The organism is Pelomonas baiyunensis, from assembly GCF_043555935.1.
Lineage (GTDB): Bacteria > Pseudomonadota > Gammaproteobacteria > Burkholderiales > Burkholderiaceae_C > Pelomonas > Pelomonas baiyunensis.
Map to the genome: position 1 here is coordinate 201,958 of NZ_JBIGIB010000002.1, position 25,436 is coordinate 227,393.

At 63.0% G+C, this 25,436-nt stretch carries 20 protein-coding genes; 19 read left to right on the forward strand and 1 reads right to left on the reverse strand.

What is annotated here, in order from left to right; all coding sequences use genetic code 11:
• The 3 genes from ACG01O_RS07295 (at position 1) to ACG01O_RS07305 (ending at position 3,226) form a co-directional block, all read left to right on the forward strand.
• Positions 1 to 1,281 carry a GNAT family N-acetyltransferase gene (locus ACG01O_RS07295; protein WP_394383002.1) on the forward strand — a complete coding sequence of 427 codons (1,281 nt, stop codon included), beginning with the start codon at positions 1 to 3 and terminating at the stop codon, positions 1,279 to 1,281.
• A 262-nt stretch (positions 1,282 to 1,543) separates the two neighbouring features.
• Positions 1,544 to 2,404 carry a PEP-CTERM sorting domain-containing protein gene (locus tag ACG01O_RS07300; RefSeq protein WP_394383004.1) on the forward strand — a complete coding sequence of 287 codons (861 nt, stop codon included), beginning with the start codon at positions 1,544 to 1,546 and terminating at the stop codon, positions 2,402 to 2,404.
• Positions 2,405 to 2,605: 201 nt separating this feature from the next.
• Positions 2,606 to 3,226, forward strand: a complete 621-nt coding sequence (locus ACG01O_RS07305) for a hypothetical protein (protein WP_394383006.1) — start codon at positions 2,606 to 2,608, stop codon at positions 3,224 to 3,226.
• 6 nt (positions 3,227 to 3,232) lie between these two features.
• Here ACG01O_RS07305 and ACG01O_RS07310 read toward each other — a convergent pair whose 3' ends face one another.
• Positions 3,233 to 4,879 (reverse strand): FAD-binding oxidoreductase, encoded by a 1,647-nt coding sequence (locus ACG01O_RS07310; RefSeq protein ID WP_394383008.1) that lies wholly within the window; start codon positions 4,877 to 4,879, stop codon positions 3,233 to 3,235.
• A 202-nt stretch (positions 4,880 to 5,081) separates the two neighbouring features.
• On the opposite strand from ACG01O_RS07310, the gene ACG01O_RS07315 reads away from it, so the two are divergent.
• From ACG01O_RS07315 to ACG01O_RS07390, 16 genes are all read left to right on the forward strand, one after another.
• On the forward strand, positions 5,082 to 5,681 hold the full coding sequence (locus ACG01O_RS07315) for an XrtA/PEP-CTERM system exopolysaccharide export protein (protein WP_394384187.1): 600 nt from the start codon (positions 5,082 to 5,084) through the stop codon (positions 5,679 to 5,681).
• Between the two features lie 56 nt (positions 5,682 to 5,737).
• Positions 5,738 to 7,327 (forward strand): XrtA system polysaccharide chain length determinant, encoded by a 1,590-nt coding sequence (locus ACG01O_RS07320; RefSeq protein WP_394383011.1) that lies wholly within the window; start codon positions 5,738 to 5,740, stop codon positions 7,325 to 7,327.
• 1 nt (position 7,328) lies between these two features.
• On the forward strand, positions 7,329 to 8,306 hold the full coding sequence (locus tag ACG01O_RS07325; RefSeq protein ID WP_394383013.1) for an XrtA-associated tyrosine autokinase: 978 nt from the start codon (positions 7,329 to 7,331) through the stop codon (positions 8,304 to 8,306).
• Positions 8,287 to 9,831 (forward strand): TIGR03016 family PEP-CTERM system-associated outer membrane protein, encoded by a 1,545-nt coding sequence (locus ACG01O_RS07330; protein WP_394383016.1) that lies wholly within the window; start codon positions 8,287 to 8,289, stop codon positions 9,829 to 9,831. The genes ACG01O_RS07325 and ACG01O_RS07330 overlap by 20 nt, the downstream gene beginning before the upstream one ends.
• Positions 9,832 to 9,912: 81 nt before the next feature.
• Positions 9,913 to 11,010, forward strand: a complete 1,098-nt coding sequence (locus ACG01O_RS07335) for an XrtA/PEP-CTERM system-associated ATPase (RefSeq protein ID WP_394384189.1) — start codon at positions 9,913 to 9,915, stop codon at positions 11,008 to 11,010.
• 11 nt (positions 11,011 to 11,021) lie between these two features.
• Positions 11,022 to 11,906: an XrtA system polysaccharide deacetylase gene (locus ACG01O_RS07340; RefSeq protein ID WP_394383019.1), complete on the forward strand. Its 885-nt coding sequence runs from the start codon at positions 11,022 to 11,024 to the stop codon at positions 11,904 to 11,906.
• Between the two features lie 75 nt (positions 11,907 to 11,981).
• The gene (locus ACG01O_RS07345; protein ID WP_394383022.1) at positions 11,982 to 13,031 is read left to right on the forward strand and encodes a FemAB family XrtA/PEP-CTERM system-associated protein; all 1,050 of its coding nucleotides are present in this window, start codon (positions 11,982 to 11,984) and stop codon (positions 13,029 to 13,031) included.
• On the forward strand, positions 12,965 to 14,221 hold the full coding sequence (locus ACG01O_RS07350; protein ID WP_394383024.1) for a TIGR03087 family PEP-CTERM/XrtA system glycosyltransferase: 1,257 nt from the start codon (positions 12,965 to 12,967) through the stop codon (positions 14,219 to 14,221). The genes ACG01O_RS07345 and ACG01O_RS07350 overlap by 67 nt, the downstream gene beginning before the upstream one ends.
• On the forward strand, positions 14,218 to 15,783 hold the full coding sequence (gene xrtA, locus ACG01O_RS07355; protein ID WP_394383026.1) for an exosortase A: 1,566 nt from the start codon (positions 14,218 to 14,220) through the stop codon (positions 15,781 to 15,783). Before ACG01O_RS07350 ends, xrtA begins: the two co-directional genes overlap by 4 nt.
• A gap of 44 nt (positions 15,784 to 15,827) precedes the next feature.
• A complete protein-coding gene (locus ACG01O_RS07360; RefSeq protein ID WP_394383028.1) occupies positions 15,828 to 17,108 on the forward strand; it encodes a nucleotide sugar dehydrogenase in 1,281 nt (426 codons plus the stop codon).
• On the forward strand, positions 17,105 to 18,244 hold the full coding sequence (locus ACG01O_RS07365) for a TIGR03088 family PEP-CTERM/XrtA system glycosyltransferase (RefSeq protein WP_394383029.1): 1,140 nt from the start codon (positions 17,105 to 17,107) through the stop codon (positions 18,242 to 18,244). The genes ACG01O_RS07360 and ACG01O_RS07365 overlap by 4 nt, the downstream gene beginning before the upstream one ends.
• Before the next feature lie 173 nt (positions 18,245 to 18,417).
• On the forward strand, positions 18,418 to 20,337 hold the full coding sequence (locus ACG01O_RS07370; protein WP_394383031.1) for an XrtA/PEP-CTERM system amidotransferase: 1,920 nt from the start codon (positions 18,418 to 18,420) through the stop codon (positions 20,335 to 20,337).
• Between the two features lie 19 nt (positions 20,338 to 20,356).
• Positions 20,357 to 21,673, forward strand: a complete 1,317-nt coding sequence (locus ACG01O_RS07375) for a nucleotide sugar dehydrogenase (protein WP_394383032.1) — start codon at positions 20,357 to 20,359, stop codon at positions 21,671 to 21,673.
• Between the two features lie 68 nt (positions 21,674 to 21,741).
• Positions 21,742 to 22,914, forward strand: a complete 1,173-nt coding sequence (locus tag ACG01O_RS07380; RefSeq protein WP_394383035.1) for a glycosyltransferase family 4 protein — start codon at positions 21,742 to 21,744, stop codon at positions 22,912 to 22,914.
• Positions 22,915 to 22,919: 5 nt separating this feature from the next.
• Positions 22,920 to 24,119 (forward strand): glycosyltransferase family 4 protein, encoded by a 1,200-nt coding sequence (locus tag ACG01O_RS07385; protein WP_419964629.1) that lies wholly within the window; start codon positions 22,920 to 22,922, stop codon positions 24,117 to 24,119.
• Positions 24,112 to 25,431: a putative O-glycosylation ligase, exosortase A system-associated gene (locus ACG01O_RS07390; protein ID WP_394383041.1), complete on the forward strand. Its 1,320-nt coding sequence runs from the start codon at positions 24,112 to 24,114 to the stop codon at positions 25,429 to 25,431. Before ACG01O_RS07385 ends, ACG01O_RS07390 begins: the two co-directional genes overlap by 8 nt.
• The last annotated feature ends 5 nt before the right edge of the window (positions 25,432 to 25,436 follow it).

Below are 25,436 nucleotides of genomic sequence, written 5' to 3' on the forward strand. Positions count from 1 at the left end.
ATGGCGATCAAGCAAGCGAGTTTCCGGAAGACCGTCCACCGGTTGATGCGATCCGCAATGGCATCGCTGCCACGCGATGCCAAGTTCGCGCTGTACCGCAGGATGATCGACTGCGATCCCGCGCCCGACGGGCGGTTGGAGCTCAAGGTCGCCAACACGCAAGAGGAACTGGAAGCGTGCTTCAAGATCCTGCATGACGCCTATGTTTCGAGCGGCTTCATGAAGCCGACCGAGACCGGCATGCGGATCACGATGTACCACGCGCTGCCGACGACGACGACGTTGTGCGCCAAGTACGACGGGAAAGTCGTCGGCACCATGTCGATGATCCGGGAGGGGGTGTTCGGCTTCCCTATGCAGGCTGTGTTTGACCTGAGCGAAGTGCGGCTTCGGCAGGGGCAAATCGCGGAGATCTCTGCGCTGGCCGTTCACAAGGACTATCGCAAAACGGGCGGTGCGATCCTGTTCCCGCTCATGAAGTTCATGTACGAGTACTGCACCGAGTACTTCGATACGCGGCACTTGGTGATCGCGGTCAATCCGGATCGCATCGAAATGTACGAGTCACTCCTGTTTTTCGAGCGCATTCAGGAAAAGACGGTCGATCGATACGATTTCGCCAACGGGGCGCCGGCGATTGGGGCAACTCTTGATTTGCCCGGCGCGAAAGATACGTTTCGGCGCGTTTATAACGCTCGGACCGACCGGAAAAACCTGTACAAATACTTTGTAACGCTGAAGCTTCCGAATATCCGGCTGCCGCGTCGCAAGTATTTCACGACAACAGATCCGGTGCTGACGCCGTCCATGTTGGATTATTTTTTCAACCAACGGAGTCGAGTTTTCGATGAACTCGATGATCGACGTCGCGCGCTGTTGTGGTCCATCTACGACCAGCCCGAGTTCCGGCCCGTGCTTCCGATGGTCAGTGCGAAGCATCAAAGCTTCAGTGCCATGCGCCGGCACCAACGCTTCTCGCTGCGTTGTCCAGCACAAATCCAACTTCAAGACGACGAAGGCAAAACCGTCGTGCTGACGGTCATTGAACTGTCGCTGACCGGATTCCAGGCGCAATCGAAATTGAAGTTGCCGCTCAACGCGCACGGCGTTGCGCGCGTTGAGCTGGGTGTTGACGAGACGGCGACGCTGGACGTCACGGTTGTCCGACAGCACGTCGGAGAGCAGGGGCTCTTCTACGGTTTTCGCCTCGAGGAGGCGGATTCCGCTTGGCGGCGCTGCGTCAGCGCACTCGAGACCGGCCAGGTCGCGGAAGACCTTTGATCTCTCAATTGTTGGCGTCAGGCGGTCTTTAAGTTGCGGTGCAGCCGTGACGCTCGAGGTTCGCTGGAGCTAACGGCTTGAGCCGATGTCGGAAGTCTTTACAGGTCCGAGTTGGGTCTCCTGTGTTGCGGTGGAGATCCCCGGAATTGTCATTCAATATCAATCACTTACGGGGTTGCTCTTGCTGCTGGCACGGTGTGTGCTTTATCCCCTGCGACTGGCACTCTTGCTAGCAAGTATCTGAACCCACTGAGGAGTTCCCATGAAATCCAAGCTCGCTGCTCTCGCTCTTGGCCTCGCTGCGCTGACCGCGCAAGCGGCGCCGACGTTCAGCTTCAAAAACGTCCCCGTCGGCTGGAACGGCGCCTTCAGCATCAAGCTGGCGGGCTTCGAGTCCTTCTCGGGCAACCCGTTTGCCGCTGGCACGCAAAACTTCGGCATCCTGAAGATCACGTCGATTCAGACGATCGGCTACGGCACCACGACCATCTGGGCTGACGGCGACAACGGCGCCGAGCTGACTGGCGTGTTCGGTGGCATCACCACCGACGCTTCGAGCGGCGGTAGCTTCCTCCGCTCGACCGGCGGCTCTGCTGCGTTTTACCTGAACGCTGCCGGCTCGTACGCGGCGGCCAATGGCTCTGCTCAAGGCTTGTCTGGCTATGCAGCTGCAGGCGGTGGCTGTGTGGTCAACGCGCTCTGCTACAACGGCATCTCCAACGTGGCCAACGGCCAACTGTTCTTGTCCGCTGACTACGTGCCGGGCATCTTGGGTGGCCTGTCGCCGATCACCGTCTCTGGCTCTCTCGATGCCACGACGCCGCTGAGCGGTGTGGCGAGCGGCTACCTGAAGGTGACCGGTGGTTCCGAGTACGATCGGTTCAACACGAACTCGCTGCTGGGCGGTTTGGCTGATTTGCTCGCGAAGAACAGCTTCTGCACGGTCGACAACGGCGTCTGCGCTCTTTTGTCCGATGCGGGTGGCGCTGGCCCGAACGGTTGGCAACTGGCCATCGACGACCCGGTGAAGGGTCTGGCCAAGTTGCCTGAGCCGGCTTCTCTGGCTCTGGTGGGTGCTGCTTTGATGGGTGTTGGTATTGCCCGTCGTCGCAAGTCGGCCTAAGCTTCTTCCGCCGATGAAGAGCGACCTCGACAGAGGTCGCTTTTTTTTGCGCAATTCTTGTTTGCATTGGAGTGAGGCTCGGGGAGCTTTGTTCAAGCTTCCAGGTGGCTCATCCTCACTGAATGCGTTCGTGACATTTTGACTTTGGCGTGTGATGCAATGACTCGTGCTCGCGTCCGTGATGCTCTGCTTCAAGTGGCTGTGACGCTGTTGGTCTTGGCGTATGTGCCTGGCAACCTGACCAAAGCGATAGTTTTCTTGCTGCTTTGGACGCTGCTTTTCTGGCCGTTGCAACGCAAGGAGTTGCTGACCGCAGCCGCAATTTGCCTATTTTTTACGGGCATGAACGCTTCGGCCCTGCATCAGGGCATATTTCTATTCACGCGTCCGGATGTCCTGGGTATGCCGGTTTATGAACTCGTCATGTGGGGCTTCTACTTGACGCATGTGGATCGGCTTTGGCGTGATTCCGGCCCGGCGGTGCGCAGGCCCCTTGTCACCTGGGCGTTGGCTTTGGGCTTTGCTGCGGCCTTCTCTGTCGTCACTGACCAGCAGCTGTTGTTTTGGGTGACGGCGGTCGTGTTGTGCGTCGCGTTTGTCGTGTTTCATGAGCCGGCTGACTTTGCCTACGCCGGACACATGCTCGTTTTGGGTGCGCTGATCGAGTACGTGGGTGTTGCGTTCGGGGAGTGGCGGTATCCGTTGGATGTTCCCGGTGGTGTGCCGCCTTGGTTCATCACGATGTGGGCCGGAATCGGCTTGTTCTATCGTCGCTTGGTGATCCCCATGCTCGGCCGCAATGCGCCGCCCCGCGAGCTTTGAGCTTGGTCAGCCGTCCGACGGCGTGCGCGTTGGCGCAGTGTCGTAGCGGCCGGGCGCCAGCAAATCGTCTGGATCCAAAGCGCGTCGAAGTCGTTTGGCGAGTTGTGCGCTGGTCGCTTGCCGTTGGCCGTGCGCTTCCTGGCTTTGGATGTGCAGCCTGTACGGATAAAAGCCCAAGGATCTTCCGCTGGTGATCAAGGTTTCCAGTGCTTCCCGGGCGCTGTCGGAAGCGCTGGGGTCTTTGCGATCGAATAACAGCGGAATCGTGCTGTCGAACAAACGGTCGCCCTGGCTGGTGAGCGTGATCAAAGGCTCGAGTTTGTGATGTCGCAACGTCGCGGTTGCGAAATTGACAAACTTCCGCACACTGTCAGGTCTCATGGGGACGAGCGGGGCGTACCAAAAGAGGCCGCAGCCATCGTGAGCCGGGTTGTGCCCCGACTTGGGTTGTTCCAAGCGGCTCCGCCAATACGTGATCGGAAGCGCTGTTTCGTTGGGGCGGCCGCGTACCAGTTGCATCGAGGCCCGGAGAGTATTGGCGGTGCGTTGCAATCGGCGGCCGATTTCTCCGGGTAGTGCGCCAGCGGCTTTGGCGATCCAGTCGACGTTGGATGGACTCAAGAAAAGCAAGCGCGTTGCTGTGCCCCTCAGTTTTTGCCTGATATGACGTTGCGCCGCTTTGACGACGTCTTGGGTGCCGTACAAGGTCGCGAAGCCGGTCCAGGGGGCGATTTGATAGGCTTTCCCAAGCGCGTTGACCATGTCCTCCGGCATGAGTCCGTCCTCGTCCAGCGAGGAAGGGGCGGGGTAGGGCGCCGTCATGGCCAATACTCGGTGGCGATTCATCAGGTTGACGCCGCCAAGGATTCCCGGCAGTTCTTGGAGTAGTTCGCGAATCCGTTCGGTGGCGCGCTCCAACAGGCGGTCGTCTGCCAAATTGAACAGGCATATCTTGGTGCAGGCGGGGCGTCGGGCAAGAGCAATCGTCATTCGCGTGACGATGCCAAATCCGCTTTGCGTGAAGAGGCCGTTCAAGTAGGGGCCAATTCCCCATTTGAACAGCCGAGCGAGTTCTTCGGTGCCTGCTTCATGCAACGCACTCTTGTAAACGGTTCCGTCGGCGAGTACCGCTTCGATGTCGGTGACCGCGGCGAAGTGATCCACATGCGGGGTGATCCCGTAGCCTCGCTCAAGTGCGTTCGCCAAGACGCTGCAAGTGGGGCCTGCGCCGGTGACGGGCACCATGAAATCGTGTCCGCCGCTTTCGAGGAATGCCGCCAGCGCGCCCTGGGTGACGCCGGGTTCGACGGTCACGACGCCGAGCGCCGGGTCGAAGTGAATAATCCCCGTCAATTCCGAAAGGTCCAGCACGACGGCGGCTGGTTGATTCGGCAACGAACTGCCGTAGCCCCAGTTGTTGCCGGTGCTGATTGGGTGGACTGGGGTGCGGTGTTGTCGGGCGACCTGCAGCAGTGCCGGGATCTGATCGGCGCGCTCCACCTTCAATACCGCCGCTGGCGCATGGCCGCCGGAGGCTGTGTCCGATCGATGGTGTTGGGGGATCTCAGTGCTGCAATAGACCCGGTCGGCGCCCAGCACTTTCCTCCAGTCCGAGACCGCGGCGGTTGGCAGGGTTGAGGCAAGGTCTGGCATGGGCTTGCGGCCGGGTGGCTGGTGGTCAAACACTGTGCGCGGATTCTCCTTCAGTCACGGGGTGGCGGTGCTTTGCCCAGGTGGGCCTATGGCATCATCCGCTGCTTGTTTTCGGCCGCCTGCCGCGGCGATTGCTGCCCGTCCTTCACGGTGCAGTCGTTCCTTCTCTGGAGATCCACTCGTGAAGCTCTTCGCGCAATCCATGTTCCGCGTTCTGGCCTCGGCTGTCTTGGCGGTCGCTGCCGCTGGGTGTGCCACGCAAAACTTCGCACCGGCTCCGGCGGTTGTCGCCAATGATGACTACTCATACGTCATTGGGGCCGGTGATAGCTTGAATATCATGGTTTGGCGTAACCCGGAACTGTCCATGGCGGTGCCCGTTCGCCCAGACGGCAAGATCGCGGCGCCCTTGGTCGACGAAATGGTGGTCCAGGGCAAGACGTCCGTTCAAGTTGCGCGTGAGGTTGAGAAACAGTTGGGTAAGTATGTTCGCGACCCCGTCGTGACGGTCATCGTGACCAGTTTTGTCGGCCCCTACAGCGAGCAAATTCGCGTAGTGGGCGAGGCGGCAAAGCCCCAGTTCTTGCCGTTCAAGCAAAAGATGACGCTGTTGGACGTCATGATCGCGGTGGGCGGTCTGACAGATTTTGCCTCGGGTAACAGCGCAACTATTCTCCGCACTGCTGAAGGTAACAAGCAATATTCTGTTCGGTTGAAGGATCTGATCAAGCGTGGTGATGTTTCCGCCAACGTGGAAATGCGCCCTGGCGACATTCTGATCATTCCTCAGAGCTTTTTCTGAGTTTCTGAGTGCTTGAAGACTGGGCGGCTTTGCTGATTTAACCGAGATATTTCTGCATGGAATTGCTGATTGGCCAATTGCTGAACATCGTTCGGCGGATGTGGAAATACCGCTGGGTGGGTTTGGGTGTCGCTTGGGTTGCCGGCATCGTGGGTGCGGTCGTGGTTTTCGTGCTGCCAGATCGGTATGAGGCCAGCGCCCGGATTTACGTCGATACCCAGTCGATTTTGAAGCCGCTGATGTCGGGTTTGGCGGTGCAGCCCAACGTCGAGCAGCAGGTCACCATGCTCAGCCGAACCCTGATCAGTCGGCCGAACGTGGAAAAGCTGGTTCGGATGGCTGATTTGGACCTCAAGAACCAGTCGAAGGCGCAGCAAGAAGCGACGATCGAGACGGTGACCAGCAACCTCTCGATTCAAAGCAGTGGCCGAGACAATCTCTACATCTTGGGCTATCGCGACAGTGATCCGGAGACCGCCAAGCGCGTCGTCCAGTCGCTGGTGTCGATCTTTGTGGAATCGAGCCTCGGGGCGACCCGCAAGGACACCTCGACCGCCGCGACCTTCATCAACGAGCAGATCAAGACGTACGAGGCCAAGTTGGAAGAGGCCGAGGCTCGGCTCAAAGAGTTTCGGCTGAAAAACCTGTCCAGCATGGCCGGTGATGGCAAGGACTCTGCGGCGCGCATCTCTGAACTTGGTGCCCAGTTGGAGCGGGCGCGTCTGGAGTACCGCGAGGCACTGAACGCGCGCGACGCGGCCAAAGCGCAGTTGGAGGGCGAAAAGAGCCGCGGCGGCGGTCAGACGACGGCGCAGAGCTTGATTCAGGAATCGGTGGCCAATGTCAGCACGCCTGAGTTGGATGCCCGTTTGGCCGAGTTGCGTCGGGGTCTGGATGCGCTGCTGCAGCGCTATACCGACCAGCATCCCGACATCATCTCGACCCGCAAGCTGATCAAGGACCTCGAAGACCAAAAGAAACGCGAAATCACGGAGTTGCGCAAAGCTGCGATGAACGTGCCCACGCCGTCAGTCGGGCAGGTCGGGGGCAGTTTGGCCATGCAGGAGTTGGTCCGTATTCAGGCCACGGCCGAAGTGCAGGTGGCTGCATTGAAGGCGCGGGTGGATGAGTACTCCGCCCGCTACGCCCAGGCGCTGTCGACGATGAAAACGGCCCCACAAGTGGAGGCGGAAGCTGCTCAGTTGAACCGTGATTACGCGATCCACAAGCGCAACTACGAAGAGTTGGTGCAGCGCCGAGAGCAGGCATCTATTTCGGGCGAACTGGATGTGGCCTCCGGGGTGGCCGACTTCCGCGTGATCGACCCGCCGCGTGCCAATCCGAAGCCTGTGGCGCCGAACCGTCTGTTGTTGCTGGCTGGTGCCATGGCGGCAGCCCTGGGCATTGGTGTCTTCACCACGTTTGCTGCGAGCCAGCTGCGGCCGGTGTTCCACGATGCGGACGACTTGCGGGCGCGGGTGGAGTTGCCCATTCTTGGGGTGGTGACGCGGCTGGTCACCGATGCGGACCGGGCCCGCCAGCGGGTGGATTTGATTCGGTTCTCGGCTGGAGCCGGTGCTTTGTTGGCCATGTTTGCCGTCGCATTGACGGTGTTGGCTGTGCAGTTGAGTCGACAGGTGGTTTGAGATGACGAGCCTCATTGAGCAAGCCGCCCAGCGGTTGGAGCAACTGCGGCAAGCAGGCGTGGTGTTGCCTGGTGATGAAAGTCCGTCGGCAGCCTCCGCCCCCAGCGTGGAGACCGCTGCTGCGATGCCTGTTGACGTCGTGGCTGATGCGGCCGCCGTGTCGGGTGCGTCTGCCGCCGTGCCGGCGGTGGAAGATGCGCCGCTGTCGTCTTCCAAGCGGGTCGAATTGGATGTGGTGGCGTTGGCTGCGCAAGGCTTCTTGATGCCGCACATGCCGCGGTCGCAGACGGGTGATCAGTACCGTGTCATCAAGCGTCCGCTGATCAAGAACGCGATGGGGCGTGGCGCGGCCACGATCAACCACGCGAACCTGATGATGGTGACGAGCGCTTTGGCCGGCGAGGGCAAGAGTTTCACGTCGATCAATCTGGCGCTGAGCATCGCCGCAGAGTTGGACAACACGGTCATGTTGGTCGACGCTGACGTGGCTCGGCCCTCGGTGCTGCGCATGCTGGGCTTGCCGCAGGGGCCCGGTTTGCTGGATGTGCTCGAAGAGCGTGTCGAGATGTCGGACGTGCTGTTGCGTACCAACGTCGAGAAGCTGACGCTGCTGCCCAGTGGGACGCCGCACCCGCGGGCGACCGAGTTGTTGGCCAGTGACGCGATGCGACGCCTGGTGGACACGATGGCCAAGCGATATCCCGATCGGATCATCATTTTCGATTCCCCGCCCCTGCTGCTCACGACCGAAGCTCGCGTGCTGGCTTCGCACATGGGCCAGATCGTTGTGGTGGTGCACGCCGAGAAGACGCCGCAAAGTGCGGTGCAACAGGCCTTGGCGGCCATTGAGGCCTGCCCGGTGAAGATGATGGTGTTGAACCAGGCCAGTCCGAACGCGGCCGGTGGCTATGGCTACGGTTATGGCTACGGGTATGGCTATGGGTATGGCTACGGTGGCAATGACGCAGCGCAAACCTGAATTCCGTTGGACGGCTGCGTGCCTGGCGTTGTCTGCGTGGGCAGCGCAAGCCCAGCAGGTCGATGGCGGCGCGCCGCCGAGTGGTGGTTTGCGCCCTCGATTGAGCGTGTCCCAGTCCTGGACGGACAACCTGCGGCTGGATGACCAAAACAAGGATGCAGCGCTCGTTACGACGGTGTCGCCCGGCCTGAGTTACGTCAAGAACAGCGGCAGCATCCGAGGCTCACTGGACTACGCCCTCAATGGCATTGCTTATGTGAAGACCTCAGTCCCGTCGCGCTTCCAGAACGCGCTCTCGGCCAACTTGCAGGCGGAGGTCGTCCCTCAGACCTTGGTGGTGGATGCTCAGGCTTCCATTGGGCAGCAGAACGCTTCAGCCTTCGGGCTGCAGGCCACGCCTACTCTCGGCGCGCAAGGGTCGGTATCAGCGCTGGACAACCCGAACCGCCGGGAAACCGGCACGCTCACCGTGTCGCCCAACCTTCGCACGCAGCTTGCAGGGGCCTTGGCGGTGGATTTGCGGGCGACTGCGTCGGTGACGCAGGTTCGCGGCAGCGCTTTGGGTGACAGTCACTCGCGCGGCGCGACCTTGCGTGTGAACCCGCTGGGCGGTGGTGTATTGCGCTGGTACGCGTTGGCCAACACACAGCAAGTGGCGCCCAAGGAATCGTTGTCCAACCACACCCGGTCGGTGCTGGGTGGGGTTGATTACCAGCCTGACCCCGATTGGGCGCTGAATCTGAATGCAGGTCAGGAGTGGAACGACTACCTGGACAGGGCGTCCGGCGCGACTGGGCGGCCGACGGGAGGATTCGGCGTCGAGTGGACCCCAACGGTGCGGACCCGGCTGAGCGGGAACTGGCAGCACCACAGCTATGGTGACAGCCACGCCCTCAGCTTCCAGCACCGCATTCGCCATGCAGCGGTGCAGGCGTCTGACAGCCGTTCCGTCAGTGTGGGCACGGCGGGTGCGCCCGGTGGCATCCGAACCAATTACGACTTGTACTTTCAGTTGTTCGCGTCCCAGGAGCCAGACCCTGTGAAGCGTGACACGCTGGTGCGGGCTTACATCACGTCGTTGGGCCTCGCTCCCGACGCCTTGGCGGCGGTGGGTTTTCTTTCGTCCGGCCCGGCGCGGTTGCACAACCAGAGCCTGAGTTTCACACTCCAAGGCATTCGGGCCAACCTGACCGCCACGCTGAATCGCTCGATCACCGCCCGTGTGGCGAGTGGCTTGAATCAGGGCGATTTGGCGACCAATTCTGCGGTAGAGCAGCGCTCCTACGCATTGACCGGTAGTTATCAACTGACGCCGGTCACGGGGCTGGCATTGACCGCTTCGCAACAGCGGAGCCAGGGTGATTCAGCCCTGGCGCACACGCGCTTGCGCAGTCTGCTGGCCAATTTGAATACCCGCTTGGGTGCCCGTGTGAGCGTGCAGTTGGGGGCGCGGCACAGCCGATTCGCGAGTGCAACGCCCTACACGGAGAACGCTGCGTACGCGACGCTCACCCAACAGTTTTGACATGAATTCGTTGCCTGCCCCGTGCGGGTTGCTGAACTGCGCGCCGCCGCGTCGCGTTTGAATCCGTTCTCGGATACCGCTATGTACGAAACCTTCTACGGGCTCAGCAGCAAGCCGTTTCAGCTCAGCCCTGACCCCAATTTCTATTTCGGCAGCAAGCAGCATCGCCGCGCCAAGGCGTATCTGGACTACGGTGTCTTGCGTAACGATGGCTTCATCGTCATCACCGGCGAAGTGGGGGCGGGCAAGACCACGTTGCTGCGGGGGCTGTTGGACAGCCTGAACCGCAGCAATGTCGTGATTGGCAATGTCGTCACGACCCAGCTGGATGCTGAGGACACCCTGCGGATGGTGGGCGCAGCGTTCGGCGTGCGCGTGAAGGACGCGCCAAAGTCCGAGTTGCTGATGTCGCTGGAAGCGTTCTTCGTCAGCCAGGTGACCCAAGGCAAGCGCTGCTTGTTGATCGTTGACGAAGCCCAGAACCTGACGCCGCGTGCGGTGGAGGAACTGCGCATGCTGTCGAATTTCCAGTTCAGCAACCAGTCATTGCTGCAGACCTTCCTGGTGGGGCAGCCGGAGTTCCGGGGCATCCTGCAGAAGCCCGAGATGGAGCAGTTCCGCCAGCGGGTGGCAGCCACGTGCCATATCGGGCCCCTGGACGAAGATGAGACCCAGCGGTACATGGAGCATCGACTCAAGTGCGCTGGCTCCTCGGGCAAACCCACGTTTGAGCACGACGCTTACCCTGCCATTCACAAAGCCAGCAACGGTATTCCGCGCCGGATCAACCGCTTGTGCGACCGCCTGCTGCTGCTGGGGTTCATGCAAGGGCGCACGCATCTCACGCTCGCCGACGTCAAAGAGGTTCTGCGTGACATCGCCCAAGAGAGCGAGACGCCGCGCGCTGCCGATGCTTCGGGGCCTGACAGCCTCGCAGGCCGCTTGTCGGACAGCCGCCCCGTCGGGCTTGACAGTGCACCCATGGCCCTGGACGTCGCGCGCCTGCGCGCGGGCTTGGGGGATGCAGACGCGCTGGCAAGCGAACTGGCAAGCCTGAGCAACGAACAGTACGCAGACCGCTTGCAACGCCTGGAGCGCAGCATGATGCGTCTGGAGCGCATCAACCTGCAAACGCTGGCATTGCTGCAAAAGCTGGTCGACGCGGTCAAGCAGCAGTGAGAGGGACTGCCATGTTGATGCCCACGGCAACCACCCGGCCCCGCAACGCGATGAGCATTGACGTGGAGGACTACTTCCAGGTCTCGGCATTCGCGCCTTACATCGACCGTGATCGATGGCCGACGATCGAATGCCGTGTCGAGCAAAACATCGATCGCATCCTGGCGCTGCTGGATGAGAAGCAGATTCGGGCCACGTTCTTCACCTTAGGCTGGATTGCCGAGCGGTACCCGGCGGTCGTGAAGGCCATCGTTGCGGGCGGGCACGAATTGGCAAGCCATGGCTACGGTCACGAGCGCGCGAGTGATTTGTCGGAGCCCGCATTCCGCCAAGACTTGCTGCGCGCCAAAGGTCTGCTGGAAGACCTGGGCGGTGTGCCGATCCAGGGGTATCGCGCCCCGAGTTTCTCGATTGGCAAGAGCAATCTTTGGGCGTTTGATGTGCTGAAGGAGACCGGGCACCGGTATTCCAGCAGTGTGTACCCCATCGCGCACGACCACTACGGCATGCCCGATTCGCCGCGATTTGCCTACCCGGTGCGAGAGGGGTTGTTGGAAATTCCGGTGACCACCGTGCGCATGGGTTCTCGCAACTTGCCGAGCAGTGGCGGAGGTTATTTCCGTCTGTTGCCGTACGCGGTCTCGCGTTGGTTGATTCGGCGTGTGAACGAACGGGATGGCCAGTCCGCCGTGTTCTATTTCCACCCCTGGGAGATCGATGCGGACCAGCCCCGAGTGCCAGGCATCGACGCGAAAACCCGATTCCGGCACTACGTGAACATCAACCGTACGCATCGGCGTATCGCGCGGCTGCTGGACGATTTCGCTTGGGGGCGCATGGACGAAATCTTTCTCGGCGCCAAGGCGGGTTTGCAGCACGCGGGAGCGGGCCAATGAACCGTTGCAGCAAGTTGCATGGCCAAGGCCTAGTTTTGCCCGCCCCCGACGACGCCATGCGGCGACAGGCTTGAGATGAGCGCGCCCCTTCAACTGTCGCGCTTAGATGCGCGGGACGCGAGTTTGTCTGCGCGCTGGGACGCGTTCGTGCTCGCGCATCCGCAAGCGACTTTTTTTCACCGAAGCGGGTGGCTGCGTGTCATCGAATCGGTGTTCGGACACCGCGGCGCTTACCTGCTGGCCAGCCGTGATGGTGTCATCGCAGGCGTGCTGCCTCTGGCGCAAGTGCGCAGCCGTTTGTTCGGACATGCGTTCACCAGCGTGCCCTTTGCGGTCTATGGCGGCGTCCTGGCGACGGATTCGCAGGCGGCGCTGGCGCTTGAAGCCGAGGCGGAGCGTCTGGCCCGCGATGCTGGCGCCGATCACTTGGAACTTCGCTACTTGGGCGCACCTCGCCATGAAGAGTGGCCGCGGCAGGACCTCTACGTGACCTTTCGCAAGGAGATCCTGGAGGAGGAAGAGGCCAACATGCTGGCCATTCCGCGCAAGCAGCGCGCCATGGTGCGCAAGGCCATCAAGAACGAACTTCGCGCCGAGATCGACGTGGGCGTGGAGCGCTTCTTTGCGCTCTATGCCGACAACGTCCACCGGCACGGCACGCCGGCGTTGCCCAAGCGGTTTTTCCAAGCCCTCCTCGATGAATTCGGTCCGGATGCCGAGGTGCTGACCGTGGTGTCAGCGCAGGGGCAGCCGGTGTCGTCGGTGCTCAGCTTCTATTTCCGCGACGAGGTGCTGCCTTACTACGCGGGCGACCATCCGCTGGCGCGCGATTTGGCCGCCAATGATTACAAGTACTGGGAGCTGCTGCGTCGCGCGTGCGCACGCGGCCTGAAAGTGTTCGACTTCGGTCGAAGCAAGCAGGGCACCGGGCCGTACGCGTTCAAGAAGAACTGGGGCTTTGAGCCCCAGCCGCTGTCGTATGAATACCGGCTGTTCACACGGGACTCCGTGCCGCAGAACAACCCGAACAATCCCAAGTACCAGTTGATGATCAAGGCGTGGCGCCGGTTGCCGCTGAGCGTGGCCAACTGGTTGGGGCCCTTCATCGTGAAGAGCCTCGGATGAAGATCCTTCTGCTGGTGCACCGGCTGCCTTACCCGCCGAACAAGGGCGACAAGGTGCGGTCCTTCCATCTGCTGCAGCACCTGGCCGCGCGGCACGAGGTGCATCTCGGTACATTCGTCGACGATCCGGACGACGAGCAGCATGTGCCCAAGGTACGGGCGCTGTGCTCGAGCATGCATGTGGCGCGCCTCGAACCCAAGCGGGCCAAACTGTGGAGCCTGCGCGGCCTCTGTACCGGTGAGGCATTGAGCTTGCCTTACTACCGCGATGCGTCTTTGCAGGCCTGGGTCGACGAGACGGCTGCGCGCGTGGGGTTCGATGCCGTGGTCGTGTTCAGTGGCGTGATGGCGCAGTTCACCCAGCATCTGGGCCGGGTGCGGACCTTGGTCGATTTCGTGGATGTGGATTCCGCCAAATGGCGGGACTACGCCCCCGAGCACCCTTGGCCGCTGTCTTGGCTCTATCGGCGCGAATTCCGCAAGTTGCTGCAGTTTGAACAACGCACGGCGGCCCGGGTGGCGTGCAGTTTCTTCGTGACCGAGCAGGAGGTGGCCCTGTTCCGTTCGCTCGGAACCGACCCCGCAGCCCGCTTGGCCGCGTCGGGCAACGGCGTCAACGCGGACTTTTTTTCGCCGCAGGCTGAGTGCCCCAGCCCGTTCGCCGAGGGCGAGCTGCCGCTGGTGTTCACGGGCGCCATGGACTATTGGCCCAATGTCGACGCGGTGTGCTGGTTCGTGTCGGCCATCCTGCCGGAGCTGCGGCAACGATTCCCGCGCCTGCGCTTTCACATCGTTGGGCGCAGCCCCACGGCGGCCGTGCAGGCACTGGCGGGGGACCATGTGCGCGTCACCGGCACGGTGCCCGACGTTCGCCCCTACCTGCAGCATGCCGCGGCGGTGGTGGCGCCGCTGCGCCTGGCGCGTGGCGTGCAGAACAAGGTGCTGGAGGCCATGGCCATGTCGCAGCCCGTGGTGGCAGCAGCGAGTTGTGTGCGGGCGATCGATGCGAAGCCCGTCGAAGGTTTGAAGGCGGCCGAGTGCGAGGCCGACTACGTGGAAGCCCTGGCGGGCTGGCTGTCGGATCCTGCCAAGGCGCGTGCCGCCGGTGCCGCAGCGCGTGACTACGTGGTCCGCTCGTGTAGCTGGGACGCTCATTTGAGCGTGTTTGATCGCGAACTGGAGTCTCCATGATGGCGTTGCCTTCCCACTGGCGTCGACCGTTGGCCGTGCTCGTGGTGGCGTGGCTGGCTTTGGCTGCGTTGTACTACCCGACCGGCGCGGCCATGGTCGAGATCTGGAATCGTTCGGAGACCTTTGCCCACGCCTGGGTCGTGCCGCCGCTGTCTGTGTGGCTGGTTTGGCGGCTGCGCGGCGAACTGGCCGTGCTGGTGCCGCAATCGAGCCCGATGTGGCTCGTGGCGCTGTTGCCCCTGGGGGCGCTGTGGCTGCTGGGTGATCTGGCGTCTGCCAATGCAGCCACGCAGTTCGCGCTGGTGGGCATGGGGGTGGTGTTGGTGCCGGCGGTGCTCGGGTCCCCCATCGCATCGCGCGTGATGTTTCCGTTGGGCTTCTTGTTTTTCGCCGTGCCGTTTGGCGATTTCCTGACTCCCTGGCTGGTGGAGCGCACGGCCGACTTCACCGTGCTGGCTGTGCGTGCGACCGGCATTCCCGTGTTTCGGGAGGGAACTCAATTCGTCATCCCGACCGGCTCGTGGTCGGTGGTGCAGGCTTGCAGCGGCATCCGCTACCTGATGGCTTCGGTGATGGTGGGCACCTTGTTCGCCTATTTGAACTACCAAAGCAATCGCAAGCGTTGGGCCTTCGTCGGGGTCTCGGTGGTCACGCCTCTCGTCGCGAATTGGCTGCGCGCCTACATGATCGTCATGCTCGGTCACCTGTCGGGCAACCGTCTCGCCGTGGGGGTGGACCACATCATCTATGGCTGGGTTTTCTTCGGCATCATCATGCTGGCGATGTTCATGATGGGCGCGCGCTGGGCAGATCCAGATCCCGTGCAGCGGACCACAACGGTCCCCGAGCAGGGCGCCCGTGTCAATGGCAGCCGGTGGGCCCCGCTCACCTGGGTGGCTGCGCTGGTGCTGCTGGCTGTTCCTGCCCTGTGGCGGATGCATACGGCAGAGGTGATCGATCACGCTCAGGCCCCGGTGCTGCAGCCCGCAAAACTGGCGGGTTGGCAATGGCAGCCCGTGCCGCTGACCGGGTGGGAGCCGCATTACGTGAATCCGGCGGCCCGTCTTCACGGCCACTGGGTCGCTGACGCGGATGGCGCGACGGTTGGCCTCTATGTGGGCTACTACCGGCACCAGACGTATGGGCGCCAACTGGTCACATCCGTGAACCGTCTCGTGAATGACGAGGAATTCACCCCGTGGGCTCAAACCAGCAGTGGCGTGACCAACTTGGGTGACCAGGCTTGGCGCACGGCAGAGTTGCGTGGACAAGCGCTGAGCCAGGTCAGTGGTGATGGCAGTGGCGCGCTACGCCTTCGCGCGTTGCATGTGTATTGGGTCGGCGGACGCTACTTCGTCAGCGATTGGCAGGCCAAGCTGTACGGTGCCTGGCAGCAATTCTTGGGGCATGGCGATGACGCTGCTGCCGTGGTGGTCTATGCCAACAAGGCCACGGTTGGCCCGGACGACCGGCTGCTTCGGGACTTCCTGCGGCAGCATGGTGCGATGCTGGAGCAACAGCTCCAGGCAACGCGCGCGGCGGCGGGCCGCGCGTCGCAGTGACAATCCCCCTCAATCCAATCACATTTCCTCAGCGAACCATTCGCATGAACACGATCGCAGTCATTGGCCTGGGTTACGTAGGCCTGCCCCTGGTGGTGGAATTCGGCAAGCAGATGCGCACCATCGGGTTCGACATCGCCAAGAACAAGGTGGAAGCCTGCCAACGCGGCACCGACCCGAGCCGCGAACTCAGTGACGAAGAAGTTCAGGCCGCCAAGCATGCCGTCTACACGGCCGACCCCGCCATGTTGGGCGAGGCCGACGTCATCATCGTGGCCGTGCCCACGCCGGTGGACGAGGCGCACATCCCAGACTTCAAGCCGCTGATCGGGTCCAGCACGAGCGTCGGGCGGCACATGAAGAAGGGTGCGATCGTGGTGTACGAGAGCACGGTCTACCCTGGGGCCACGGAAGAAGTCTGCATCCCCGTGCTCGAGCGTGAATCCGGCATGAAGTGGAAGCAGGATTTCTTCGTGGGTTACAGCCCGGAGCGCATCAACCCGGGCGATAAAGAGCATACGCTCACGAAGATCCTGAAGATCGTGTCCGGCGACACCCCTGAGACCTTGGAGAAGGTGGCGCAGGTCTACGAGAAGATCATCGCCCCTGGCGTGCACCGTGCATCCAGCATCAAGACGGCCGAGGCCGCCAAGGTCATCGAGAACACCCAGCGTGACCTCAACATCGCGCTGATGAACGAACTGGCGGTGATCTTCGACAAGCTCGGCATCGACACCTCCGAGGTGCTGGAAGCGGCCGGCACCAAGTGGAACTTCCTGAAGTTCAAGCCCGGTCTCGTGGGCGGCCACTGTATTGGCGTGGATCCGTACTACCTGACGCACAAGGCCGACATGCTGGGCTACCACCCCCAGGTGATCCTGGCCGGTCGTCGCATCAACGACGGCATGGGCAAATTCATTGCAGAGCAGACCATCAAGCAGATGATCGCCAGCGGCAGCCCGATCAAGGGCGCCAAGGTCAATGTGCTGGGCCTGACGTTCAAGGAAAACTGCGGCGACCTGCGCAATTCCAAAGTCATCGACATCATCAACGAGCTCAAGACCTATGGCGTTGATGTGCACGTGACCGACGCGCAAGCCGAGGCAGAAGAAGCCATGCACGAGTACGGTGTGGCGCTGGTGCCGTTTGCTGAATTGCCGAAGGCGGACGCCATCGTGGCGGCGGTGTCGCATCGGGAATACGCGTCGCTCACCCCGGCCGCCATCGGCGAGAAGCTGGTTGCTGGCGGCGCGTTCATCGATGTGAAAGCCGCCTTTGATGCCCAGGCGCTTGCTGGCGCGGGCTTCCGCGTCTGGCGCCTGTGAGCGCGGCGGGGAGCGACCCGCGTCCGCTGGTCGTTCACCTGCTGCACCGTTTTGACACGGGCGGGTTGGAGAACGGGGTCGTCAACCTGATCAACCACCTGCCGGCGTTCCGCCACGCCGTGGTTGCGGTGACCGAGATCACCGAATTCAAGCAGCGCGTGACTGCCCCGGGCACGCAGTTCATCGCCCTGAACAAGCCGCCGGGGCAGGGCCTGTGGCTGTATCCGCGCGTCTACCGCATGTTGCGAGCGCTGCGCCCCGCCGTCGTGCACACCCGCAACTTGGGCGCCATGGAGTTCCAGTGGCCGGCGTGGGCGGCGCGTGTGCCGCTGCGCGTGCACAGCGAACATGGCTGGGACACCCATGACCTCGGTGGGGTCAGCGTCACCAACCAGCGTCTTCGGCGCGTGTACGGTGTGGGTGTGCATCGATTCGTGGCCTTGTCGCGTGCCCTGGAGGCGTATTTGACCGGGCCGGTCGGTTTCGCGCCGTCGCGGGTGCAGCGGATTTGCAATGGCGTGGACACCGCGCGGTTCACCCCGTGCGATTCGCCGCCACCGGGCTGGCCGTTTCGGCGGGCAGAGCACCTGGTGATCGGGGCGGTGGGGCGCATGCAAGCGGTGAAGGATCCGCTGAACTTGGTCGAGGCGTTTGTTCGGTTGCGCACACTGTGCCCGGTCGAGTGGCCACGCCTGCGGCTGGTCATGCTGGGGGGGGGGGCGCTCTTGGAGCAAGCGCGTCAGCGCCTCGTTGAGGCAGGTGTGGCCGATCAGGCCTGGTTGCCGGGCGACCGCAGCGACGTTGCCGCCCTTTTGCCGCACGTCGACATCTTTGCGCTGCCGTCGCAGGCGGAGGGCATCAGCAACACGGTGCTTGAGGCGATGGCTTGCGGCTGCCCGGTGGTCGCCACCGACGTGGGCGGCAATCCGGAACTCGTCGATGCGGGTGTGACGGGCCTGCTGGTGCCCGCACAAGACAGTGCTGCGCTGGCGCAAGCGCTGGCTGACATGGTTAGGCGCCCTGAGCAGCGACTTCAATGGGCCCGAGCCGGGCTGATACGCGCGCGCCAGCAGTTCAGCCTGGACAGCATGGTCGCAGCGTATGGCGACCTGTACGCTTCGGGTTCCCGCACTTGATTCCGTCGCTGGGTTGATGTGAGCGCATCCCTTGGTCGGGGGGATTCCCTGTGAGCCCTGTCACGGCCAGGCCGTCCAATGGGCAGGGGCCTTGCCAAGCTCGGTAAGAATCTGCTGTTGCCCGCGCTGAGCGCGTCGGGTCCGTTTCCACTGCTTGGATCAAGCCACTTCCCATGTGCGGCATCACTGGTTTATTTGACACCCGCGGCCAGCGTTTGCCGGAGCGCGATCGGCTGCACCGGATGAACGAGTCGCAGCACCACCGGGGGCCGGATGAAGGCGATCTGCACATCGAGCCCGGCGTGGGCTTCGGGCACCGCCGCCTGTCAGTCATCGACATCGCGACTGGACAGCAGCCCATCTTCAACGACGACAAGTCGGTGGCCCTGGTGTTCAACGGCGAGGTCTACAACTACCTCGAGTTGATGGACGAGTTGCGCGGGCACGGTTATGTGTTCCGTACCAAGAGCGACTCCGAGGCCATCGTGCGCGCTTGGGAGCATTGGGGCGAGGACTGCGTGCACCACCTGCGCGGCATGTTCGCCTTCATGATTCATGACCGGCGTCGGGATTGCCTCTTCATGGCCCGCGATCGCCTGGGCGTGAAGCCGCTGCACTACGCCGTAACGGAAGACGGCTGGCTGCTCTTCGGCTCGGAACTGAAGAGCCTGATGGCCCACGGCGGGCTGCGCCAGGAGATCGACCCGCGCGCCGTGGAAGCGTATTTCGCGCTCGGCTACGTGCCTGATCCGTGGACGATTTACCGGCACGCCAAAAAGTTGGCGCCCGGTCACCGCCTGCTCGTCAAGCGCGGGCAGCCCTTGGGCGAGCCGAATCGATACTGGGACATTCACTTCACGCTCGACGCCAAGCTGGACGAACAAGAGGCGGCCGAGGAGATGCGCCGGCGGTTGACCGAGTCGGTCAAGCTGCGGATGAAGGCCGAGGTGCCGCTGGGCGCTTTCCTTTCCGGCGGCGTCGATTCGAGTGCGGTCGTTGCGGCCATGGCCCAGCTCGACGGGCAGCCGGTGAACACCTGCTCCATTGGGTTTGACGATCCCAAGTTCAACGAGACTGAATTCGCGCAAATGGTGGCGGACCGCTACCAAACCAACCACCGGGTCGAGACCGTCAACAGCGATGACTTTGGGTTGGTGGATCTGCTGGCGCACCTGTACGACGAACCGTTTGCCGACTCGTCGGCCATTCCGACCTACCGCGTTTGTGAGCTGGCCCGCAAGCACGTCACCGTCGCGCTGAGTGGCGACGGGGGCGACGAAAGCCTGGGGGGCTATCGCCGCTACAAGATGCACTTAATGGAAGAGCGCATGCGAAGCGCCTTCCCGCTGGCCTTGCGCAAGGGCGTTTTCGGCCCGCTGGCCAAGCTGTACCCCAAGGCCGACTGGGCGCCGCGTGTGTTCCGCGCCAAGACCACATTTCAGGCGATTGCGCGCAATTCCGTCGACGCCTACTTCAACACCATGGGCCTGGTGCGAGACCCGCTGCGCCAGGCCTTGTTCAGCGACACGTTCAAACGCGAACTCCAGGGGTGGCATGCCAGCGATGTGTTCCACCAGCACGCGCGGCGCGCCAACACCGATGACCCCTTGGCGCTGATCCAGTACCTGGACATCCACACCTACCTGCCGGGCGACATCAACACCAAGGTGGACCGCGCCAGCATGGCGCACAGCCTGGAGGTGCGTGAGCCGCTGATGGATCACCCGCTGGTCGAGTGGGCGGCCACGCTGCCGTCTGGCCTGAAGCTGCGGGGCCAAGAGGGCAAGTACATCTTCAAGAAGGCCTTGGAGCCCATGCTGCCGAATGACGTGCTGTACCGACCCAAGATGGGCTTCGCGGTGCCGCTGGCGCGTTGGCTGCGCGGCCCCTTGCGCGAACAGACCCGGCAAGCCCTGCAACACGGCGCGCTGGCGCAGACCGGATGGTTCAATGCGGCCACCATTGCCCGTTTGCTGGACCAGCACGAGCGCGGCGCCATGGACCATGCGCAGCCTTTGTGGGTGCTGCTGATGTTCGATGCCTTCCTGCGCAATGCGGGTCTGGGTGCCGCGCCAGCACGTGCGGCCGCCTGAATTCAACAAGGACAACAAGATGAAGGTTTCGGTTTTCGGTCTGGGCTATGTGGGCGCCGTGTCATGCGCCTGCCTGCCCGAGCTCGGCCATGAGGTGGTGGGGGTCGACATCAACCCGCTCAAGGTGGAGCTCATTGCGTCCGGGCAGTCGCCGGTGGTCGAGGAGGGCATCGAGGAGCTGATCTCCGCCGCGGTGAAGGCCGGCAAGCTGACGGCCACCAGCGATGTGGCAGCGGCGGTCCAGGGCACCGAGGTTTCGTTGATCTCGGTGGCCACGCCGTCCCTGCCGAACTACATGCCGGACCTGACGGCGCTGGATGCCGTCGTCGGGCAGATTGGCGCCGAAATCGCCAAGAAGCCGGGGCACCACACGCTGGTGATTCGCAGCACGGTCGCGCCGGGCACCACACGCTCGCGCATCGCCCCCCGGCTCGAAGAGGCCGCCGGCCGCAAGATTGGCGATCGACTGAGCCTGGTGTTCAACCCCGAGTTCCTGCGTGAGGGATCGTCGGTCTCGGACTTCCACAACCCACCGCAAACCATCGTGGGCAGCCTGGACGACGCGGGCGTTGAGGTGATGAAGCGCCTCTACACCGGCGTGCCCGGCAGCTTTGTGGCGGCGGACGTGGGCGTGGCGGAGTCGGTCAAGTACCTTTGCAACGTGTTCCACGCCCTCAAGATCGTGTTTGCGAATGAAGCGGGCGCCGTGCTGAAGGAAGCCGGACTCGATTCGCGCGACGTGCTGGCACTGTTCTGCGAAGACAAGCAACTCAACATCTCCAAGGCCTACCTGCGCCCCGGCTTTGCCTTCGGGGGCTCGTGCTTGCCCAAAGAGGTCAAGGGCTTCCTCACCATCGCCCGTGAGCAGGGCGTGGACATCCCCGTTCTGGGCTCGTTGCTGACCAGCAATGACGCGCATATCGGGCGCGCTTACGACCTGATCGCCGCCCAAGGACGCAAGCCCGTGGCGCTGTTCGGGTTGGCGTTCAAGCCGGGCACGGATGACTTGCGCGATTCACCGCTGGTGGTGCTCGCGGAGAAGCTGCTGGGCAAGGGCTTCGACCTCGCCATCTATGACAAGTTCGTCAAGATTGCGCGCCTGCTCGGCAAGAACAAGGAATACATCGACCGCGAGATTCCGCACCTGGACAAGCTGCTGCACGAAACCCCCGACGCGGCGCTGGCGCGTGCCGAAGTGGTGGTGGTGGGCCATGCCGATGCAGAGACCCGGCAGCGCATCATCGCGCTGGCACAGGGCGCGCGTGTCGTGGACCTGAACGGCTATGCCGACCTGCGAGACGCCGGTTTCGCCGCCTACGAGGGCATTTGCTGGTGAGCGAGGCCAACGCGTCGAATTTGCCCGGTACGGCCACGCGGCCCTTGAGGCTGGCATTCATCTCGCCCGTGTTCCTGTTCCCAGCCGATGCCGGGGGCAAGATCCGCACCGGCAATATCCTGCGTGGGCTGAAGGAACTCGGCGAGTTCGACATCACGCTTGTGTCACCTGCCGATGCGCAGCAACAGTCGGCTTGGCAAGAGGCACTCAGCGGGCTGTGCCATCGCTTCGTGGGTTGGGCACCCGCACCGGCACGGCCGCGCTGGCAGCGAGCGCCGGACCTGCTTTCGGCGTTGCCGATCAATGTGGCCAGCGATCGCACGCCGGCCGCGCTCGCCGCGGTGGAGCAGTTGCTCGCGGGCGAGGCGTTCGACGTGGTGGTGTTCGACTTTGTTCACTCGGCCGTGTTGCGCCCCGCGGCGTGGTCTGGCGCCAGCGTGTGCTTCACGCACAACGTGGAAGCCGAAATCTTTGCGCGCCATGCCAAGACCGCGTCCAGCGCTTTGTTGCGTTGGCTGTGGGCCTCCCAGGCAGCCAAGATGCGCCGGTTCGAGCACGACGCCTTGGCCCGCTTCACCCGCGTGGTGACTGTCTCTGAGCGGGACGCTGAAACCTTCCAACAGAACGACGGCCTTCAAACCGCACGCGCCATTCCCACCGGCGTTGATCTGGACTTTTTCGCTTGGCAGGCGCCAACCAGTGATGCACCAGTCGTGGTGTTCACCGGGTCGATGGACTGGGAAGCCAACGTGGATGGCATCCGCTTTTACATCGAAGAGGTGTGGCCGCACGTGCTGGCCCAGGTGCCCAACGCACAGTTGCGCGTGGTGGGCAAGAACCCGCCGGCGGCCCTGGTGGAGCGGCGCGTGCCAGGCGTCAGCTTCACCGGCTTTGTGGACGATGTGCGTGACCATGCGCGCGACGCCTTGGCCTTCGTGATTCCGCTGCGGGTCGGCGGCGGCACGCGCATCAAAGCGTTTGAAGCCATGGCCATGGGGTTGCCGGTGGTGTCCACCACGATCGGCGTCGAGGGCTTGGCAGTGGCCGATGGCACGCATTTCTTGCGCGCGGATGGTGCGGCGGCGCTGGCGGAGGCCACCTTGCGGCTGCTGCGAGACACGGTGCTGCGACTGAAACTGTCGCGCGCCGCGCGCGAGTTGGTGGAATCGCAATTCGGCCATCGCGTCGCCTCGCAGGTCTTCGCACAAATCCTGCATGAGGCCGTGGAGGCTTCGCGTTGAAGCCCTTGCGCATCCTGACCTTCTCCACGTTGTTCCCCAGCAGCGTGCGGCCTGGCCACGGCATCTTCGTGGAGACCCGGCTGCGCGAGTTGCTCAAGAGCGGGCGTGTTGAGTCCCGTGTGGTGGCGCCGGTGCCCTGGTTCCCGTCGTCGGCAGCCCGTTGGGGCGAGTACGCCCAATTTGCCCGGACGCCGCGTCGTGAGCAGCGCAATGGTCTCGACGTGCTGCACCCACGCTACGTGTTGTTGCCCAAGGTCGGCATGACCTCCGCGCCGCTGCTGATGGCCCTGGGGGCGCGCGCAGCGATTCAGCAGGTCATTGATGAGGGTTTCGAGTTCGACCTCATCGATGCGCACTACTACTACCCCGACGGCGTGGCTGCCGCGTTGTTGGCGCGGTGGTTCAACAAGCCGTTGACCATCACCGCCCGTGGCACCGACCTGAACCTGATCCCGCAATACCCGCTGCCGCGCCGGCAAATCGAATGGGCGGCGCGTCGTGCTGACGGCTCCATTGGCGTGTGTTCCGCGCTGATGGACGTGTTGAGAGGTTGGGGGCACAACGCCCAGCGGCTGCACGTGCTGCGCAACGGGGTCGACCTGCAACGTTTTCGTCCCGTGCCTCAGGCTGAGGCGCGGGTCGCCGTGGGCGTTGCGGGGCAGCCGCTGCTGCTGTCGGTGGGGCATCTCATCGAGCGCAAAGGGCACCATGTCGCGATCGAGGCGCTGGCGGCCTTGCGCGTCACCCATCCTGAGGCTCGACTGGTGGTGATTGGCGAGGGGGCCGAGCGCGCGGCGCTGCAGGCCTTGGCGCATCAGTTGGGTGTTGCGGAACAGGTTCAGTTCACTGGTGCCGTGCCCAACGCGGATCTGTATCAGTGGTACAGCGCCGCCGATGCGTTGCTGCTCTGTTCCAGCCGAGAAGGCTGGGCCAACGTGTTGCTCGAATCCATGGCGTGCGGCACGCCGGTGGTGGCCACGGACATCTGGGGCACCCCCGAGGTGGTGGCCCAGCCGGCCGCGGGGCGTCTGGTGCCGCAACGAACCGGTGCTGCATTTGCAGCGGCACTGGCTGACTTGCTGTCCGGCGATGTTGACCGTGCCGCCACGCGCCGGTATGCCGAAGGCTTCAGCTGGCAGGCCACCACGGAGGGGCAACTGGCCCTGTTCGAGTCCATTCTCAGCAAGGCGGAGCGTCATGCGTGACCTGATCCTGCTCGTCATCATCGGCTGGTGCTTCCTGCAAGCCTTCCGCCGGCCTTGGATCGGGATCATGTGCTGGACCTGGCTCAGCATCATGAATCCCCACCAGCTGTCGTGGACGCTTAGAGATCAACCGTTCGCAGCAGCAATCGCGGGGTCGACTTTGCTGGGGCTGATGCTCACCAAGGATCGGCGCGACTTCTCGCTCAATCGCGAAAACATCACCCTGATGCTGTTGATGGGCTGGTTCTGCATCACCTTGCCGTTTTCAATGATCTGGGAACCCAGCTTCGACCTGTTCAAGCGGGTGATGAAGATCGACTTCATGGTGCTTGTGACGCTGGTGCTGTTGAACTCGAAGCGGCACCTGATGTTGTTCGTCTGGGTCAACGTGCTGTCCATCGGGTTTTTCGGGGTCAAGGGGGGCTTGTTCACCGTGCTCACGGGCGGCAGCTACAAGGTCTGGGGCCCGGAGAACACTTACGTGGAAGGCAACAACGAGATCGCGTTGGCCATCACGATGGTGATTCCGCTCATGCGGTTCCTGCAGCTGCAGATGCAGGCCAAGTGGGCCAAGGGCGTGATGACGTTTTGCATGGTCATGATGGCCGCCGCGGCCCTGGGCAGCCATTCCCGCGGCGCCCTCTTGGCCATCGCCTCCATGGCGCTTGTGCTTTGGTGGCGCGGCAAGAACAAGGTGATGGGTGCGGTCGGGATGGTGGTGATCGGCGGTGCGTTGCTGTCGTTCATGCCCGCCGAATGGTGGGACCGGATGCACACCATCAAGAGCTATGACCAGGACGAGTCCGCCATGGGGCGGATCAATGCCTGGTGGATGGCCTGGAACCTTGCGAAGTCGAATTTCTTTGGCGGCGGCTTCTACATTTGGACCGCGCAGATCTTTGCCCTCTATGGCCCGGACCCCAACGATGTGCACGCCGCCCACAGCATCTATTTCATGGTGCTCGGGGAGCAGGGGTTCATCGGCCTGATCCTGTTCCTGACCTTGTTTTGTTTCGCCTGGGGCTCGGCCAGTCACCTGCGGACGCAAGGCCGCTGGCAGCCGGAAACGCAGTGGCTGTCCGACTTGGGCAGCATGTTGCAGGTGGGCTTCGTTGGGTATGCGGTGGGCGGCGCCTTCCTCAGCCTGACCTATTGGGATTTGCCGTACAACATGTTGATCATGGCTGTGGTGGGGCGCCGTTGGCTGGCGCGCAAGGCATGGCTGCGTGAGCCCGAGGAGCCGCTGATCGTTTGGCCTCAATTCATGCGCGGCTGGATCAAGAACAAACGCCTGAAGGCGGAGGCGCCATGAAGGCC